Origin of the sequence: Nostoc sp. (assembly GCF_036917675.1) — a bacterium.
Taxonomy (GTDB): domain Bacteria; phylum Cyanobacteriota; class Cyanobacteriia; order Cyanobacteriales; family Nostocaceae; genus Nostoc.
The window spans coordinates 75,823-92,179 of the sequence record NZ_JBALCT010000014.1 but is presented as its reverse complement, the minus strand read 5'-3'; the positions used below and the strand labels follow the sequence as shown (position 1 = coordinate 92,179).

Genomic DNA, 16,357 nt, shown 5'->3' with positions numbered 1-16,357 from the left:
ATCAAGGGGAGAAAAAACCAAAATGACTGTCGCTCAACAACCGGAAGCTTTAAGCTTTGAATGTGAAACTGGGAATTACCATACCTTTTGCCCAATTAGCTGCGTGGCGTGGTTATACCAAAAAATTGAAGATAGCTTCTTTTTGGTGATTGGGACAAAAACTTGTGGCTACTTCCTGCAAAACGCGATGGGGGTGATGATTTTTGCTGAACCCCGCTATGCAATGGCAGAGTTGGAAGAGGGGGATATTTCGGCACAGCTGAATGATTATGAAGAGTTAAAGCGGTTGTGCTTGCAAATTAAACGCGATCGCAATCCTAGTGTAATTGTCTGGATTGGCACTTGCACTACCGAAATTATCAAAACAGATTTGGAAGGTTTGGCACCGAAGCTGGAATCTGAAATTGGTATTCCCATCGTTGTAGCGCGTGCAAATGGTCTAGATTACGCCTTCACCCAAGGGGAAGACACTGTATTAGCTGCTATGGCTAACCGTTGTCCTGATAAGGCTCCTGTGGCGGAAACAGAGAAAAATGAACGGAATGCGATCGCTAAATTGTTAAACTTCGGTAAGAAGAAAGAAGATGTCGCCCAAGATGAATCTGAGTACGTAGATCACACACCACTGGTTCTCTTTGGCTCCCTTCCCGACCCCGTGGTTACTCAGTTAACCTTGGAACTGAAGAAACAAGGCATCAAAGTTTCCGGCTGGCTACCTGCAAAGCGCTTCACTGAACTGCCAGTACTGGAAGAAGGGTATTATGTCGCTGGTGTCAACCCCTTCCTCAGCCGCACAGCTACCACCTTAATGCGCCGCCGCAAGTGTAAACTAATTGGCGCACCCTTCCCCATTGGCCCCGATGGCACCCGCGCTTGGATTGAGAAAATCTGCTCGGTGTTCGGTATTACTCCCAAGGGCTTGGATGAACGGGAAGCACAAATTTGGGCAGGCTTGGAAGATTATGTGAAACTGATTCGCGGTAAATCTGTATTCTTCATGGGTGATAACTTGCTGGAAGTTTCCCAAGCACGATTTTTAATCCGTTGTGGGATGACTGTTCACGAAATCGGCATTCCCTACATGGATAAGCGCTATCAAGCTGCTGAGTTGGCGTTGTTAGAGAAAACTTGCCAGGAAATGAATTCACCCCTGCCAAGGATTGTGGAGAAGCCGGATAATTACAATCAACTTCAACGGATTTATGAGTTGAAACCAGATTTAGTAATTACTGGTATGGCTCACGCTAACCCGTTGGAAGCACGCGGTATTAATACTAAATGGTCTGTGGAGTTCACTTTTGCTCAAATTCACGGCTTTACGAATGCGCGTGACTTGTTAGAGTTGGTGACTCGTCCGTTACGTCGAAATAATAATTTGAAAGATTTGGGTTGGGATAAGTTGGTGAGAGAAGAAGCGAAGATTTAGATTTAGGTTTGGATTGAGCAACAGTATATGATAAAGGCGAACCCAAAAAGTTCGCCTTTTTTGTCTCACAGAGGCGCAAAATAAGAGCTACTAAAAATAGTTACAATCAGGTAGGTATGGCTGAATAGACAGGATAATTGAGGAGATGATGTGATGCCTGAAATTTGTCGTTTTTTAGGGATTATCATTACTATAACGACCATCCGCCCCCTCATTTCCATGTCCGCTACAATCAGCAAAAGGCAATTATTGATATAGAAACCTTATCAATTTTAGAAGGTAAACTCACTCCTAGAGTTCTTGGTTTAGTAATTGAATGGGCAGCTATGCATAAATCAGAACTTAGAGAAAACTGGCAACTGGCAAGACAAAATAATCCTTTAGAAACAATTCAACCATTAGAGTAAATTATGCTTAAAGATATTATAGAAGTTATTCCTCACGATAACTATGAACTCTATTTGAGGTTTGAAGATGGAAAAGAAGGTATTGTTGATGTTAACCAGTTAATCGAATTTACAGGAATTTTTGCACCTTTAAAAGATTTCAACTATTTTAAAACTGTTAAAATTAATAGTGAATGGGGAACAATTCACTGGGATAATGGCGCAGATTTAGACCCAGATGTTCTTTATTCTGTGGTTACTAACCAATCTATTCCCACATATAGAAATCTAGAGGAATATGAAAAAAATTGGAATTAAAATAGAGGCAATTCCAGAAGTAGGTGATTTATTAAATCCTAGTAATTTTTTTCAGTAACTAAATTAGATGATGTAGCAGGTTGCTTAAAATATCCAGGAAAACCTAAAACTATTGAGGATATAGACAATGCAATTCGCCAAGGTATAGAGGTAAGGATTTCTCCCTTCTTTCTGTGTCCTCTGCGCCTCTGCGGTTCGTAAAAAAATAACTTTGATAAAGGGTTGTGGCTTTAAGTGAACCCTATTCCACTATATGAGTAGAGTAACCTGTCGGACATTTAAATTGCATATCCTGGGCGGGCAATATGCCCACCCCACTAGAGTTATGTTTAATTCGATTATGCAAATTAAATGTTTTTTAGCTTAGTATTCAAAAATTGAATAACTACATAACTGTAAATCTAAAGGTTCAGATGGGATTATATAGATAAATTCTGCTTGATCAAGTTTTATTTCAGTAGATGAAGTGAATCGAAGCCAGTCTTGGAAACTGCTGTCTAGTTTCGATATTACTTCTATTTCTGTCTGATAAGCTTCAAAACGACGATAGGTTTCAATCATAGCCTCAATTTTTTGGAATGGTTGAGTTAATTTTGGTTTTTCTTCTTTTTCTGATGAATTGATTCCCATGAGTCCCCCTACTAGACCTACTAGGGAAAATACTGGTAGTATGAGTGGTACTGCAAGTTGTGCTATTGATATTCCTCCAAATATTGATTCTACTTTTGGTATTACTGTAGTCCAACCTCCAAGTACTCCGGTAATTACACCATTGATAGTGATATATGTAGGAGGAATTAAGAGAGAGTGGTTTTTATAAAACTGATCTTCCTCTTGCTGGTCAAGATATGGAAATACCTTCTCAACAAATTTTTTTACACTTTTAGCAAGAAATTCTGCACCTTCTTCCAGACAACGACGCGCAGTTTCAATTTCTTCCAATTCAAAATAACAACGCGTTTTAGCTACATAAGTTAAGAATAATAATGATAGATATTCATCAGCAACTTGAATATCTTCTTCTAATGCTCTTTCAAAATAACCAGTATAAATATGTTGAGCTTCTAAAAATCGGTTAATAGCTAAATTCACCATGTTAAGACGATTTTCAGGCTTAGTTATTGTAAAAGCATCACGGGCTAAGTCAAGGGCTGCACAAAAATTAGCATTAACAGCCAAATCAAACTTATTATTCAGTTGCTTAACATCTTGCTGTAAAATTTTGAGGCGTTGCTCAATTTCGCCTAAACGCTTAATTACCATAGCAAATCCTATTACTGAAACGCCAAGATTAAGAACGGTGGCAGCTGAACCAAATTGAGAAAGTATTGTTGAGTTTTGTATCAAATGTGGTGATATTTCACGTAACCAAGTAACAACTTTTTTGCTCCCTACTTCTCGAATTACACCACCAACACGTTCGTAAACTTGGGTTTTCAAGCCCTCAGCAATCCAGTTAGGAATTATAAATGTTGCTGTAAAATTTTTCATAATTTGCTCCTAGTTGCTAAAATTTCAGCAGCGTGATGTCTGGTAGCCAGTCGCTTGGATTCTGCACAGCAAATACCTGCGCTTTACTCAGTATTCCCAATTTGAGTTGTAGTTTATGTAATAGCGATCGCTCTTTTTAACCAGAAGATACAGAGCGATCGCAGATAGAGTTATCGTTGAACGCGGCTTGAAACCCACCCTCAATTAATAAATCGCAGATGAGAGAGCGATCGCTCAAATCTCATCTTAGTCAGATACAGTTAGAATATGGTGGTAAATATGCGAGTAAATAAAAATTATGCTTAGTGGAATTAAGCAAAAGGCTATTGTCGGAAAAGATGGCAAGATTGAACTTTCTGCAACTGAATTACCAGAAGGAACTGTTGTAGAAGTCATCGTGTTAGTTGAAACACCAACTGAAGAAGATGAAACTATCTATCTTCTGAAATCAGAAGCTAACAAAAAGCATCTACTCAAAGCTTTGGAGAATGTACAAAAAGGAAACCTAATTTATGTCGATTTAGATGATCTTAACTATTTTTAATAAATTAAATTAACTGATAGCAAAATCTGTATATTTACGCACAGATGGTAACTGAAAACCTAAAACAATATCTTCTTTTGGGACACCTAATTCAACCAATTCATTAGCAATTCCTACCTCTGTCCCATCTTGCTGAATCCAGATTTTATCGTCAATAATATCTAGATGAAGAACAGGCCCATATATGCGGTCTTGATCGCGCCAACCTACATAAACTAATTGATAATGATCGTGTTCTGGATCAAAAATTGTCTGTGCTTGAATGCGATTATCCCAAACGATGCTGGCGTGTTGTTGCAGCAAATTCTTAATATATTGTCTATATTCGTCTAGCTTTGCCATTGGTCAATCGCCTCCTGTTCAATATTATAAATTAGTAAACAGAGTTGATTACTTTTAATTACAGATTGGATAAATGGAAGTATAAAAAAATTATTGTAAACAGTACTAGGAACTGCTAAATATAAAGTGCGATTGGCTTCTTGTTTTTGTAAAGCAATTCGGTAAATGATAAATTGTCCTAATGCAGCATAAAGTTCTGTGATTTTTGACGGACTTAGAAAACTTTTAATTTCAACAGCTATTTTTTGTCCTTGTTTTTCGGCTGCAATAACTTTTTCTGCTCCTAAATCAACATATAGCTCAAGGGTTCCTGCCTGGAGAGCATAAGGATCATGAGTAATTAACCACCCTTCTTTCTCAAGTGCTGTTTTGACAACTGTATGAAAGGCATCTTTAGCAGACACAGGTTTAATTCCAATTTATGGCGGTGCTTGATTTAAGAATTTCCATTTTAATAATACATTGACAATCTAGCGAAACTTTTTTTCACGAAATAATGTAGATTGGTAGATTGGCAAAAATAAAGCTAGATCGTGATAGTCCTTATTTGCCAACAGATACCCCTGACAACTTGCAGAAATTCCCTTAGTACAGGTGTCATATCCTCTTCCCGCCATACTATAGCCGTTTCTACTAATGGTGTTTTCTCTTCCAGAGTCCGATAAACTACACCAGTTCTGTGAAGATTTTGCAATGAAGACGGCGCGATCGCAATCCCCATTCCCGCTGACACCAATCCGATAATCGTCTGCATCTGAATCGCTTCTTGAGTCACTTTTGGGCTGAAATTTCCTTGCTGGCAAAGACTTACGATTTGATCGTAAAGTCCAAAGCCCAAATGGCGAGGGAACATGATAAAGTTTTCGTTTATTAGCGATCGCACTGAGATACACTCTTGTTCAGCTAAGGGATGAGTTTCCAACATAGCCACAATTAGAGCTTCTTGCTGAATGCACTCTTGATTGAGTGTGTTGTCTTCTAAGGGTGGATGGGCAAAGCCTACATGGATACGGCTATCCTGTAGCGCTTGTTCTTGCTGAGTTGTGGTTAATTCCTGCAATACCAACTCTACTTCTGGAAACTGTTCTCGAAACCGCCGCAAAATCACAGGAAGCAAATCATAAGTTACTAAGCTAGTAAACCCGATTCGTAGTTGTCCCTTCTCACCTCTTCCTATTTTTTGGGTTAGCTCAATTGCTTTTTCCAGTTGAGTCAAAAGTTGATAAGCCTCTTGCAAAAAAACTTGCCCTGCTTCTGTTAATTGCACCTGTCGCTTGGTTTTGCGCTGAAACAGTTCTACTCCCAATTGCGCCTCTAATTGCTGAATTTGTTGGCTTAAGGGCGGTTGAGCGATGTGCAATCGCTCGGCGGCTCTACTGAAGTGCAGTTCTTCAGCTACAGCAATAAAGTAGCGCAGGTGTCGCAATTCCATTTTTTTGATATTTTATAAGTATCAATTCTCTATAAATATATATTGGACATCTCAAAACTACCTACCTATGATACTTATACAGACATCGTAGGGAGTCAAAGCTATGCCGGAAAAGTATACTCCAGGCTATTCGAGCAATGCGACAAATTTTATGGCAAATCGCAGCGCAAATACTCATGCTGCGTTTTTTACGCCTTATCTACGTCCAGGGATGAAATTACTAGATTGTGGTTGTGGCCCTGGTGCGATCGCTTTAGGTTTAGCAAAAGCGATCGCTCCTGGTACGCTTACAGGTATTGATCGAGAAGCCTCTCAAATTCGGATAGCTGCTGAAAGTGCTTTCACCCAAGCTGTCAGTAATGCTAATTTTCTGGAGGCGAATATTTATGCTTTACCCTTCCCGGATAACTCATTTGATGCAATCTTTTCCCATGCACTATTTGAGCATCTTCAAGAACCAGCGCAGGCGTTACGGGAACTGTGGCGAGTTTTGAAACCGGGGGGAATTGTTGGGCTTCGTAGTCCTGACTGGGGCGGGTTTTTGATTGCGCCGTCTACACCAGAACTGGAAAAAGCATTTTCTTATTACAAGTGGCTCCAGCAGCAAAATTCTGGTAATCCTTACGTAGGTAGAGAGTTACGCGCTCTGCTGCGCCAAAGTGGGTTTACTAATATCAAAGCTTCGGCTTCTTATCAATGTTATGAGCCTCTGAGTGAAGCTACAGAATATTTGGCGCTGCTAATTGAGGCTTCTGCAAAAGACGATCAAGCTGTGGAAAAAGGTTGGACTGATGAGCGATGCCTGCGGGGGGCTACGCCTACGCTTACAGCTATGAGCTGTGCTTTACGGGAATGGAGTCAGCATCCAGATGGATTTTTTGCTCAAGCTTGGTGCGAAGTTGTAGGATGCAAAGGTTAGATTAATTAAAGATTTTCTAGAGAATTTGTGACAAAAACTTGCGTGTTCTTTCTTCTTTGGGGTTGGCATAGCGACACCTCGCCTGAAAGAAGTAATGGTAACAGGTCTTGATCCGGGAAATATAGAACTTGGGAAAGATTGTTACTCAGTATCTAAGAATAAGCTCCAGGATTGCTAGATTTACTGGAAAAAGCAATGGAAGCGCGAAAAAAGCGAGGAAGTTTTAAGAGCGAGTGAGACGGATCATCACTTAAATCGCTATACTCCAAAGTGATACCCTCACTATATACTGAAATTTTCTGGGGCTGGATATTATGACATCCTATGCAACCTCCTCTGCCAAAGCGGAAATGAGTGAACTTCGGCGGTTGAAAGGCTTACTACCGCCAGAATTACAGAGCTGGGTCACGGTTGAAGGCACAACTGACGTCAATCCACCCCTAGTTCGCTGCGAAGAAATTGGTAAAGACCAGGTAGAAATTCAAATTGATTTGGTGAAATGGGACGCCCTCGCAATGGATCAGCGTAATCTGCTGTTCTGGCATGAAGTTGCCCGCGTTCAAAATGACACAATTCCTAAAGATGGTTGGGAAATGGCAGCACTAGCCATCGGTTTAGGTGGTGCTGTGGGCGAATTGTGGGTACAAGATGGATTGCTGCTGGTGTTAGCTTTGTCGCTATGTGGCGTGTCAGGCTGGCGACTGTACCAAAAGAATAGTGGGGAAAAGCAACTAAAAGAATTGCTCAATGCTGATGAGAAAGCGATCGCTTTGGCAACTCGTTTTGGTTATAGCCTCCCCAATGCCTACAAGAGTCTCGGTAGCGCCTTGAAAACCCTGATTGACAACACTCCTAGTAAGCGCCAACGGTCGAAATACGAAGCAAGGCTCTCTGCCCTCAAACGCAGTGCCAATAAGGCAAAAGCTAAATCCAAAACGACAGATGAGGACTCACTGTAAAAACCAGAAATTAGGTTGGGTGGGTATTGCCCACCCCACAAAATACCTAAATTAGTTTTAAACAGACTTGAAACGCCGCTTTAACTAGAACATATCCAAACCAAAAAGTATTAGTCCAGCCTTTGCCGTTGATTTTGGTACTTTTTTTGGTGGCACAAATCCCTTCAGACTTTGACATGAAACGTTTTCCTCGTTCCAGTCGGAGACTGAGAATGCCTACTGAGGGGGTTGCTGCCTCCCAGATTAGCAGCAGCCCAATGACGATTTCATAAAATCTTACTTTTTTCTTGACTATATCTTTGTAAAACTCAAATTTTACAGCTGGTTCAGCATTTTATGCGTCTGGGGGATCACACGCACATGCTTGATAAACCGCTTCATTAAAGCTTGCCACGTCAAAACTTGATCGCTCGAAGGCGCAAGCACAGGGATTGGGGAAAATTGTTCAAATGCTGCCAAAGGCGTAACAGGTTGTAAAAATACTGAGATATCTGGACTAACCTCTGCCACCAGCAAAGCTGAACGTTCTAACTCGGCGGGATCTGTGTTTTGAGACACAATTATCTTGACAAAAACATTTAAATATGAGTCATGACATAATTGGAGAAATTTAGTATGTTCTTGCCAATGACTTTCCCCGCTAACACTGGGCAATTTGAAATCCATACCAACAGAGTCTAAGTAGGGGAGAATCATCGCTAGTTGTTCTGGGCGATGTCCGCCAGTTTCTAAGTATATAGGTAGACCAGTTATGGCTCTCACTTGGGGTAGAAACTGCGTTAAAAATGGGGCATGAAGAAGTGGTTCACCTCCCGTTAAGCTAATGCTATCGTGTAGACAAGGTAGATTTTGTCGTTCCACCCATTCCATTAATATTGGTAATGGGACAGGGTTAGAGTGGATTTCAAAGTCGCGCAATCCAGGCGATCGCTCTATCCGACAAGTCGCAGGTGTATTCCAAGTCTGGGCACTATCACAAAAGTGACAGCGCAAATCACACAAAGCAAAACGAATAAAAATCTGACGTGTCCCTACATTCAGTCCTTCTCCTTGAATGGCAGAAAAGACCTCAATCAGGCGTGCAGTAGGTGTAACCGTAGTTTTAGCAATCATTTGATCAGAGCAGGGCGATCGCACTGCGTCGGCACAACAGCAAGGATGTTTTTTGGCTTCTTGTTCTATTGTGAATCGTCGCTAGCGATCTCCAATCTCAGCCCCGGTAAATAGCAATTAGTCCTTATTACTACTGATTCCGATATTAGGTTAAGTAATTTTCTAGGACAAAATAATGTTTGGCAGATTACATTATACATGGCAACGAAAGTGCAGAGCTTCATGACTAGCCAACCGACAGAGGTCGATTTTCCAGTTAATTCCCTAAACGACACGGCTATAGTGCAGATGCCGACGCGGTTAAGCGTGCTGGAGGCTTTAGGCTTTAAGCAAACCTGCCAAGGCTTAATCCAGCCGAATTCACATCCTAAACAAATCATCATTGATTTTCACCAAACTACTTTTATTGATAGTAGTGGTTTAGGTGCCCTGGTCAGTAATTTTAAATATGCCCAGGCGAGAGAGATTACATTCACACTGCGGAATGTAACACCTCAAGTAATGGCAGTCCTAAAACTCACCGGATTGGATCAAGTTTTTCCCCTTGAGTCTGTGGACGATGGCTCGCTAATAGAACAAGAAGACTTAGTAGATAATCGCAAGACAACTTCCCGTAGAGTAGAGCAGTTACCCACTACTCACCCTTCTGTGGCATCTTGGATGAAACGGTTATTAGACATTGTAGGGTCAGTAATTGGTTTATTAATTACAGGAGTTTTGTTTATTCCGATTGCGATCGCTATTCAAATTAATGATCCTGGTCCAATTTTCTTTAGTCAAAATCGGTGTGGTTGGATGGGGAAGCGGTTTAAGATTTGGAAATTCCGCTCGATGTGTGTGGATGCGGAAGCGAAGAAATCCGAAGTTAAAAACCAAGTGCAAGGTGCTTTTTTCAAGAATGCGAATGACCCCAGAGTTACTAAGATCGGGCGATTTTTACGGCGAACGAGTTTTGATGAACTACCCCAATTTTGGAACGTCCTCAAAGGAGAGATGAGTTTAGTTGGCACCCGACCACCCACACCTGATGAAGTGGAACGCTATGAAGTACCGGAGTGGCAACGTTTAGATGTTAAACCCGGTATGACTGGCGAATGGCAAGTAAATGGGCGTTCTACAGTCCGTACTTTTGAAGATGTAATTCGCCTGGATTTGCAGTATCAAAAAAATTGGAGTTTGGTGTACGATTTAAAGTTAATTTTCAAAACTATAGCTATTGTGTTTAATAGAAACAGTGGTGCTGTTTAGTTAACTACCTTTATTCACAATTTTTTGGTAACTCGCAACTCTCACGATAATTCTTAAATACACCCAAGTCTATTTTAGGCTTGGGTAAATTTTAGGTTATTTTCCTGATACTCTTGTGCAAGTTTGAAAGCTAAATTACTTGCTTCTTGGAATTTATGAGATTTTATTGATAATTCATTAGCCGCTTCAGCTTCAGCTGCCAAATGAGTTATTTGTACAAACCTTGAAGTCGCTGGAGATTGAGAACTAATACGTTCTTCCAACCTGTGTCTAGTTTTAATAACTAGGTTTTGAAGCTCATTTATGTCAATAGTTTCTAACAAATCTTTGTTAAAAACACCTTCTGGGTTTGTAAGATAAGGCATTTTCATGATTTACCTATCCTCAAAACAGGAGTCGCAACGATCACCATATTTTTCGGACTAATGCAAAGGCGCAAAGAAAAACTCTGCGCCTCTGCGTGAGATTATCCCACAACCTTCTCAACACCAACTAATTCAACCTGCTGCACCTCTGGCAACAAACGCTTGATGCCTTGCTTAACAAACCCTTGCAGGAAAGCCATTTGCTGATTTTGCCCAAACACCTTTTGCAAGGTTTGCCGCAAATTCTCTAAATTCAAACTAGTCCCAGAATCTATGGCTATTTCCTGCTGTTGGAAATACTCAACTAGACTTAACCCAGCTACCCTAGTCAGATAAGCTGCACTTACTCCCTGCACTACGCCACCAGCAACAAAGGTAACGGCATTACTTTTCAGAACAGTACTAATTGCCTTTGTAGAAAGTTCAACTAAACCCAATTTCAACATCAAACTTCCCATTGTTCCAGCTACGGTTTGTGCCTGTTCCAGGGAAAACTTCTGCTGATAGATATTACCCAAATCCATTACCATTTGAGCATTAATTGCCGCAGTCGCCAGAATATCAAGGGCTGGTACTGGGTTAGCAAAGGCAGCAGCAGCAGCTATCCACTGATATTGTTCAATAATTGGGGTGGCGCGATCGCGTCTAGTTCCATTCAGCCAGTTTTTCGCCTCAGCTTTCAACAACCCAGCTTTCCTCATGGTAGTTACCCAAACCAGCCGTTGTCCCTGCTGTGCCAAAACTTCACCCAACTGCTGCGTCAACTGGTGGATATCCGCTGCTGGTTGTTCCATCCACTCTTGCACAGAACCATCAGCCTCATGCTTTCGGACTTTGATGGCAATGGGAGAGGCCGCAGTTGCAATTACATTTCCCGGCATTCGCTGTTTCAATGACAGCAAGATGCTGGCGCTTTCATCGGCTAAATACTGATCTTGTTTGTTGAAAACCAGCATTGTGGGCTGATTTGCTGCCTTTAGCTGCTGTAAGGTTTGAAATTCTGAGTCTGTCAAATCACCGTTTGTCAAGAACAGAACAAAATCAGATTTTGCAACTTCTGCTAAAACATCTGCATCTGAATTATCCCCAGTTTCTCTAAACAAAGGTGCTGTCTCTTCTAAAGACACCAAATTTTGTGTCTCTAGATTTTGCTTTAACACTTGAATTAAAGTGCTTTTACCCACGGATTTACCGCCAGTCACTGCCACTTTAATTTTTTGTCTGTCTAATTCCAACAACAATTGGGCAACTTGTTCTCGCAGTGTCGCTAATGCTGGATGGTTTTCTGATTCTTGTGCCAGTTGGTTAATTACAGTTTCAGTTTTAGCGATCGCACTTTCCACAGTCGCGCGATCTACGAGCATACCATCTAGTTGCGCTAAACTGTCTTTCGGGCGATTTTGCTGGAATAACCACAAACCACCGCCTACAGCTAAGGCACTCAATAAACCAAACTCACCCACCTGCACTATAGAATCGTGCCAACTGTCCAACATCCACAGAGAAAAGGACAGTCCCAATCCTCCTACTAAAATTGGTCGCTGCAACTTCACAACCATGATTCTCCGCGCCTTTTAGATGGCTATTTCTTCCAGAATAGATCAAAATAAAACAAAACCCTCCAATCTTTACTGATTGTAGGGTTTTTGTTTTATCTTTCATTTGGTGGCGGGAAGTGGATTTGAACCACTGACCTTCGGGTTATGAGCCCGACGAGCTACCAGGCTGCTCTATCCCGCGTCGCTCTTGACTTTTATAGCATAACCTATAGTCAAGAGTTTGGCAACTACAAAAATGATAATTCTCCAATTACTTCTAAACGCTTGTATTTTCCCAAGGTGACAAACTTTTCTGAGAGGCTTTGTGCAGCACTGGGACTAATCCAACCCATTTGCTGGAGTAAGTGAATAGCAACGGCATGTTTTGCCCGTTTTGCCCCATCCATGACTTTGATTGCCAATCCCATACCTTCACCGAGTCTACCGATACACTGCACTCCTTCTGCACCAGCTTTGCTCACCAGTTCTCCTGGAGCTAAACGCATCAGTTCGGTATCAAATTCTCCATCTCCTGCTACCATAGCCGGGTGATGAGTCATAGCACGGACAATGCGCTCCAGATCCAAGTTGGTACTAGAGGCTAACAGCGCATACAAAGATGCCATATGACCAAGTTGCATCAGATAAGTTGGTGCGCCACAATCATCATGAGCGCTAATAAACTCCTCAGCTGGCATTCGCAGCAACTCTGCTACTTTGCCCAAAATTAATTGCTGTATTGGGTGCTTGCGTTCCAAGTAGTTATTCAAAGGCCAATGGCGTTGCTGACAAACGGCTAACATCCCTGCATGTTTTCCAGAGCAATTGTATTCCAGAGGACTCCGCTTGCCTTCAGGAATTGGGCATTGGAGTACAGTTGGGTCAAGATCAGCCCGCCAAAGGATGTTAAATACTTGTCGGACTTGCTCTATTGTTCCTTTGTGGGAACTCGTGATAATTGCTAAGTCGCGATCGCTGAGGTCATAGCGTTCCAGTGTACCAGTTGTGGTTACTGCGAGTGCCTGAAATGGTTTGAGGGCTGAACGGATAAATGCAGCAGTTTCAGAATTTCCGGCAACGGTTAGAACCCGTCCTCGTTCGTCGCATACAACAGCTTGGACTATATGCCTAGATTCAATAATACCTTCCCGCAGCAACCGGACTTCCAGTGCTGTGGCTTGAGTTCGTTTTCCCATTGTCATGGGTTTATATTTATCACCTTTTTTAATTAATTAGTCATTAGTCATTAGTCATTAGTTCTTAGCTAATGACTAATGACTAATGACTCTTTAAAACAAATGCCAAACTATAGTACCAGTAACGTACATTCCCGCCAAGCCAGCAAAGGTAATTTGTAACCGCCGCAGAATGGGTTTGATTTCGTATGCAACAATTAAGCGATCGCGATTGAGGAGTTCCTGTGGCTTCGTCCAAGTTTGACCGTCATACCAGCCTGACTCTTCATAAAATACTGTGGGACTGCAAAGGCGATCGCACACGTAGAACCAGCCTAAGTATAACCTTACCAGTGCTAGTACTACCCCGACACTCGCTCCGGCTCCACCACAGAGGATAAAATGTGCAATATACTTGTGAGGAGGAAAACTTGCCGCAGCTATAGGCCCTGCTAAGAGCCAAGATAAACCCCAAATCCAAACAATTTTCGTGATATACTCGCGCCAATCTAAAGTGCTATCACGAAACAGCCAGGAAGTTTTTAACTCTTCGTATTCATTGAGCGGTTGTTGGTCTGTAGGAACTGGGCAATTTGAAACCGAAGACCTAATCATGTTGGCTTACCTTCACCCTCATCAGATTCTGGAAGGGAAATACGCTCTGCATGAATCCAGAACGCTTCTAAATTATAAAACTCCCGTTCCTTGGGTGTCATGATGTGAACGATCACATCACCGTAGTCTTGTAGTACCCAACTCCCCTCGGCTTTTCCTTCTGTCCTTAAAGGACGCCGTTGCAACTCAGTTTCGACTTTTCCTTCAATTGCTTGAGCGATCGCCCTTACTTGTACCCTAGAATAGCCCGTCATCATCACAAAGTAATCAGCCAGGTAAGATACCTCTGCTACTTTGAGCAATATAATCTCACCTGCTTTGCGATCTGATGCCGCAGCAGCGATCGTTGCAGCTAATACTCCGCTCGCTTCTTCGGTTTGGACGTGGCTCTTTACCACACTCTTCGTCAGTGGGACAGATTGTAATGGGAAATTTCCTTGGAAATAATCAGTCATTAAACCTCAGGTGCTTTCTTTCTTTTGAAACAATTGTTTACATTTACTGACAAACAACAAACAATTGATCTGAAAATGTGTCAATAGGTTTTTTTGAATACTAACAAAAAAACAGGTGTCTATGTGGCTAGTTTGATAATTGGCTGTTTAGATTTCGACATCAGCAATCAGCAGTTGCGAATGGTTATTGTACAGCAATAAATCAACCAATAGCTTTCCAGCAAGAATTTCTGGCAAAAATAATCGCAGACTAATCAAATAGCCTAATATTGTAAAGCTAGTGCAAGAAGGCATGAGGCAGAAGGAAAGAAGGCATTTAAATTAAGTTTTTGTTACCTTTTTCAACTGGATAGTTATTTCCGCCATGCTGTACTAATAATTTGCAGGTAAGTCAGTGGGCAAGAATAAATCAACCTATGTTACATTACGTAACATAGGTTGATTTATTCCTGTATATTTATAAGTATAATTAAGTACCCTCAAAGTCTGTTGCTATTTAGATACCGAGGCTAGAATTGCGATTTTCATAAGTATAATCACACTAAAAGCGGGGGTATGTAATCCAACTCTACTGCCGGAGATTAAACTTCTTGTTTTGTAACTCTTGCAGACTGAATTGCTCCAGTATTTGCCGTCAATGAGTAACACAACGACTCATACTGATTTAAAGCTTGCTCAAAAGCATAGTTTTCAACGGCATATTGACGACTTTTATAACCAAGAGTTTTGACTTTTTCGGGGTTTTGGTACAAATCTAAAATTGCCATTGCTAAAGCTTGGGGATCTTCTGGAGGAACGATAACTCCGCCGCCACTTTGTCTGATGGCTTTTGCTGCTGTACCATTGTCAGGGACAGAGGCAACCAAAGCCCGACCACTGGCAAGTAGCACTTGAATTTTTGACGGCATATTAAAGGATACAATATTTTTCTTTTGCACCACCAAGCCAACATCGGCAGCTGCCAACATTTGTGGCAAAGATTTGCGCGGTTGAAATGGCAGTAGCAAAACATTATCTGCGCCGCAGTCTAGACATTCCTGTTGCAATCGCTGCAAACCTTTTGCCTCTCCAACGATGACAAAAACAATATCTGGGATATGGCACAACACAGAAGCAGCTTTAACGACGCTTTCTAAGCCTTGGGTTAGAGCAATATTACCAGAATAAAGTACTACAAATTTCCCATTCAGATTATGTGCTACGCGAAAAGGGTTATCTTTTTTAGGCAAAGGGCGGATAAAATTTACGTCAACCCAGTTGGGAATTTGTACAATTTTGTCAGCTTCTACGCCCTTAGATCGCAAATTATCTACAAACCCATCGGCGATGACGCTAATTTTGCTGGCAGTATGGTAGGCAAATTTTTCCAATAATGTAAACAACTGGATCAGCAATTTATTTTTCAGTAGACCCACATGGACGGCTGCTTCTGGTAATATATCTTGTAGATTTAAGATCACAGGACAAGCACGTAACCATCCTAAAAGAGCAACTGGTATACAACTTGGCAAAGATGGCGATGTTGAGAGAATCACATCTGGACGCCAACCGAAGAGGGCGGGCAAAAAACTAGTGACAAGGAAACTAGCATCTAGCAATACCCGATCTAATAGGTTGGGTTGTGGACGAATCCAAACATAACTGCGTTGAATTTGAACGCCATTTTTGTATTCGTTGAGATACCACTTGCCCCGATATTCCTGGTAAATTTGACGCTCAGGGTAGTTGGGCATAGCGGTGACTACGCGCACTTCATGCCCACGCTTCACTAGGCCCTCTGCTAGTTCAGTCATCAGTGGGGCAATACCAATTGGCTCTGGATAGTAGTTGTAGGAGTAAATTAAAATTCGCATAAAAAATTAGTCCGAAGTACCCCGGTTTTTTATTTAATGACAAATATTTGTCTTAAACATGATTTGGAGCTTGGAAACCCCTATATTTAATTGTCGCTTCAGACTGTTTCTATGTCAGGTATTTTCCTTAAAGATTGAGTAAACTTTGATATTAAATACTTAGATAAACTGTGAATTT

Annotated in this window: 19 protein-coding genes and 1 tRNA gene; 7 read left to right on the top strand and 13 right to left on the bottom strand. The window is 41.4% G+C overall.

Features of this window, described 5'->3' with window-relative positions; genetic code table 11:
* Positions 1-22: 22 nt before the first annotated feature.
* The 3 genes from V7K31_RS04210 (at position 23) to V7K31_RS04200 (ending at position 2,130) form a co-directional block, all read left to right on the top strand.
* The gene (locus V7K31_RS04210; protein ID WP_335092770.1) at positions 23-1,426 is read left to right on the top strand and encodes a ferredoxin:protochlorophyllide reductase (ATP-dependent) subunit N; all 1,404 of its coding nucleotides are present in this window, start codon (positions 23-25) and stop codon (positions 1,424-1,426) included.
* A 164-nt stretch (positions 1,427-1,590) separates the two neighbouring features.
* Positions 1,591-1,833, top strand: a complete 243-nt coding sequence (locus V7K31_RS04205; protein ID WP_335092769.1) for a DUF4160 domain-containing protein — start codon at positions 1,591-1,593, stop codon at positions 1,831-1,833.
* Between the two features lie 3 nt (positions 1,834-1,836).
* The gene (locus tag V7K31_RS04200) at positions 1,837-2,130 is read left to right on the top strand and encodes a DUF2442 domain-containing protein (protein ID WP_335092768.1); all 294 of its coding nucleotides are present in this window, start codon (positions 1,837-1,839) and stop codon (positions 2,128-2,130) included.
* A 363-nt stretch (positions 2,131-2,493) separates the two neighbouring features.
* Here the strand turns inward: V7K31_RS04200 and V7K31_RS04195 are convergent, their stop codons facing one another.
* Positions 2,494-3,621, bottom strand: a complete 1,128-nt coding sequence (locus tag V7K31_RS04195; RefSeq protein ID WP_335092767.1) for a hypothetical protein — start codon at positions 3,619-3,621, stop codon at positions 2,494-2,496.
* A gap of 298 nt (positions 3,622-3,919) precedes the next feature.
* Between V7K31_RS04195 and V7K31_RS04190 the strand changes: the two genes are divergently transcribed.
* A complete protein-coding gene (locus V7K31_RS04190; RefSeq protein ID WP_335092766.1) occupies positions 3,920-4,165 on the top strand; it encodes a hypothetical protein in 246 nt (81 codons plus the stop codon).
* 9 nt (positions 4,166-4,174) lie between these two features.
* Here V7K31_RS04190 and V7K31_RS04185 read toward each other — a convergent pair whose 3' ends face one another.
* From V7K31_RS04185 to V7K31_RS04175, 3 genes are all read right to left on the bottom strand, one after another.
* Positions 4,175-4,507: a XisI protein gene (locus tag V7K31_RS04185; protein WP_335092764.1), complete on the bottom strand. Its 333-nt coding sequence runs from the start codon at positions 4,505-4,507 to the stop codon at positions 4,175-4,177.
* Entirely contained in the window at positions 4,495-4,911 is a 417-nt protein-coding gene (locus tag V7K31_RS04180; protein WP_335092763.1) for an element excision factor XisH family protein, read from the bottom strand. Before V7K31_RS04180 ends, V7K31_RS04185 begins: the two co-directional genes overlap by 13 nt.
* Positions 4,912-5,033: 122 nt before the next feature.
* Complete coding sequence (locus V7K31_RS04175; protein WP_335092762.1) at positions 5,034-5,939, bottom strand: LysR family transcriptional regulator; 906 nt, start codon at positions 5,937-5,939, stop codon at positions 5,034-5,036.
* Positions 5,940-6,042: 103 nt separating this feature from the next.
* Between V7K31_RS04175 and V7K31_RS04170 the strand changes: the two genes are divergently transcribed.
* Entirely contained in the window at positions 6,043-6,858 is an 816-nt protein-coding gene (locus V7K31_RS04170) for a methyltransferase domain-containing protein (protein WP_335092761.1), read from the top strand.
* Between the two features lie 314 nt (positions 6,859-7,172).
* Positions 7,173-7,817, top strand: coding sequence for a DUF3318 domain-containing protein (locus V7K31_RS04160; protein ID WP_334825458.1), 645 nt, complete (start codon positions 7,173-7,175; stop codon positions 7,815-7,817).
* 46 nt (positions 7,818-7,863) lie between these two features.
* On the opposite strand, the gene V7K31_RS04155 is transcribed toward V7K31_RS04160, so the two are convergent.
* Both V7K31_RS04155 and V7K31_RS04150 read right to left on the bottom strand, forming a co-directional pair.
* Positions 7,864-7,995, bottom strand: coding sequence for a hypothetical protein (locus tag V7K31_RS04155; protein ID WP_335092760.1), 132 nt, complete (start codon positions 7,993-7,995; stop codon positions 7,864-7,866).
* 137 nt (positions 7,996-8,132) lie between these two features.
* Complete coding sequence (locus V7K31_RS04150; RefSeq protein ID WP_335092759.1) at positions 8,133-8,930, bottom strand: 7-carboxy-7-deazaguanine synthase QueE; 798 nt, start codon at positions 8,928-8,930, stop codon at positions 8,133-8,135.
* A 198-nt stretch (positions 8,931-9,128) separates the two neighbouring features.
* On the opposite strand from V7K31_RS04150, the gene V7K31_RS04145 reads away from it, so the two are divergent.
* Positions 9,129-10,178, top strand: a complete 1,050-nt coding sequence (locus tag V7K31_RS04145) for a sugar transferase (protein ID WP_335092758.1) — start codon at positions 9,129-9,131, stop codon at positions 10,176-10,178.
* A 74-nt stretch (positions 10,179-10,252) separates the two neighbouring features.
* Here V7K31_RS04145 and V7K31_RS04140 read toward each other — a convergent pair whose 3' ends face one another.
* The 7 genes from V7K31_RS04140 to V7K31_RS04110 all read right to left on the bottom strand — a co-directional run bounded on the left by V7K31_RS04140 (position 10,253) and on the right by V7K31_RS04110 (position 16,179).
* Entirely contained in the window at positions 10,253-10,549 is a 297-nt protein-coding gene (locus tag V7K31_RS04140) for a hypothetical protein (protein ID WP_335092757.1), read from the bottom strand.
* A gap of 95 nt (positions 10,550-10,644) precedes the next feature.
* Complete coding sequence (locus tag V7K31_RS04135; RefSeq protein ID WP_335092756.1) at positions 10,645-12,102, bottom strand: YcjF family protein; 1,458 nt, start codon at positions 12,100-12,102, stop codon at positions 10,645-10,647.
* Between the two features lie 104 nt (positions 12,103-12,206).
* Positions 12,207-12,283 (bottom strand) — tRNA-Met (locus V7K31_RS04130).
* Positions 12,284-12,329: 46 nt separating this feature from the next.
* Positions 12,330-13,283 (bottom strand): asparaginase, encoded by a 954-nt coding sequence (locus tag V7K31_RS04125; protein WP_334942906.1) that lies wholly within the window; start codon positions 13,281-13,283, stop codon positions 12,330-12,332.
* A gap of 87 nt (positions 13,284-13,370) precedes the next feature.
* Complete coding sequence (locus V7K31_RS04120; RefSeq protein WP_335092755.1) at positions 13,371-13,871, bottom strand: CGLD27 family protein; 501 nt, start codon at positions 13,869-13,871, stop codon at positions 13,371-13,373.
* Positions 13,868-14,326 carry a ribosome silencing factor gene (gene rsfS / locus V7K31_RS04115; protein ID WP_335092754.1) on the bottom strand — a complete coding sequence of 153 codons (459 nt, stop codon included), beginning with the start codon at positions 14,324-14,326 and terminating at the stop codon, positions 13,868-13,870. The genes V7K31_RS04120 and rsfS overlap by 4 nt, the downstream gene beginning before the upstream one ends.
* A gap of 581 nt (positions 14,327-14,907) precedes the next feature.
* Positions 14,908-16,179: a glycosyltransferase family 4 protein gene (locus V7K31_RS04110; RefSeq protein ID WP_335092753.1), complete on the bottom strand. Its 1,272-nt coding sequence runs from the start codon at positions 16,177-16,179 to the stop codon at positions 14,908-14,910.
* Between the last annotated feature and the right edge of the window lie 178 nt (positions 16,180-16,357).

Coding starts and splice junctions, on each gene's coding strand:
- V7K31_RS04155 (WP_335092760.1), bottom strand. CDS start 7,995: ATGTCAAAGTCTGAAGGGATTTGTGCCACCAAAAAAAGTACCAAAATC.
- V7K31_RS04145 (WP_335092758.1), top strand. CDS start 9,129: ATGGCAACGAAAGTGCAGAGCTTCATGACTAGCCAACCGACAGAGGTC.
- V7K31_RS04170 (WP_335092761.1), top strand. CDS start 6,043: ATGCCGGAAAAGTATACTCCAGGCTATTCGAGCAATGCGACAAATTTT.
- rsfS (WP_335092754.1), bottom strand. CDS start 14,326: ATGACTGATTATTTCCAAGGAAATTTCCCATTACAATCTGTCCCACTG.
- V7K31_RS04190 (WP_335092766.1), top strand. CDS start 3,920: ATGCTTAGTGGAATTAAGCAAAAGGCTATTGTCGGAAAAGATGGCAAG.
- V7K31_RS04110 (WP_335092753.1), bottom strand. CDS start 16,179: ATGCGAATTTTAATTTACTCCTACAACTACTATCCAGAGCCAATTGGT.
- V7K31_RS04120 (WP_335092755.1), bottom strand. CDS start 13,871: ATGATTAGGTCTTCGGTTTCAAATTGCCCAGTTCCTACAGACCAACAA.
- V7K31_RS04210 (WP_335092770.1), top strand. CDS start 23: ATGACTGTCGCTCAACAACCGGAAGCTTTAAGCTTTGAATGTGAAACT.
- V7K31_RS04125 (WP_334942906.1), bottom strand. CDS start 13,283: ATGACAATGGGAAAACGAACTCAAGCCACAGCACTGGAAGTCCGGTTG.
- V7K31_RS04195 (WP_335092767.1), bottom strand. CDS start 3,621: ATGAAAAATTTTACAGCAACATTTATAATTCCTAACTGGATTGCTGAG.
- V7K31_RS04185 (WP_335092764.1), bottom strand. CDS start 4,507: ATGGCAAAGCTAGACGAATATAGACAATATATTAAGAATTTGCTGCAA.
- V7K31_RS04135 (WP_335092756.1), bottom strand. CDS start 12,102: ATGGTTGTGAAGTTGCAGCGACCAATTTTAGTAGGAGGATTGGGACTG.
- V7K31_RS04160 (WP_334825458.1), top strand. CDS start 7,173: ATGACATCCTATGCAACCTCCTCTGCCAAAGCGGAAATGAGTGAACTT.
- V7K31_RS04150 (WP_335092759.1), bottom strand. CDS start 8,930: ATGATTGCTAAAACTACGGTTACACCTACTGCACGCCTGATTGAGGTC.
- V7K31_RS04140 (WP_335092757.1), bottom strand. CDS start 10,549: ATGAAAATGCCTTATCTTACAAACCCAGAAGGTGTTTTTAACAAAGAT.
- V7K31_RS04200 (WP_335092768.1), top strand. CDS start 1,837: ATGCTTAAAGATATTATAGAAGTTATTCCTCACGATAACTATGAACTC.
- V7K31_RS04175 (WP_335092762.1), bottom strand. CDS start 5,939: ATGGAATTGCGACACCTGCGCTACTTTATTGCTGTAGCTGAAGAACTG.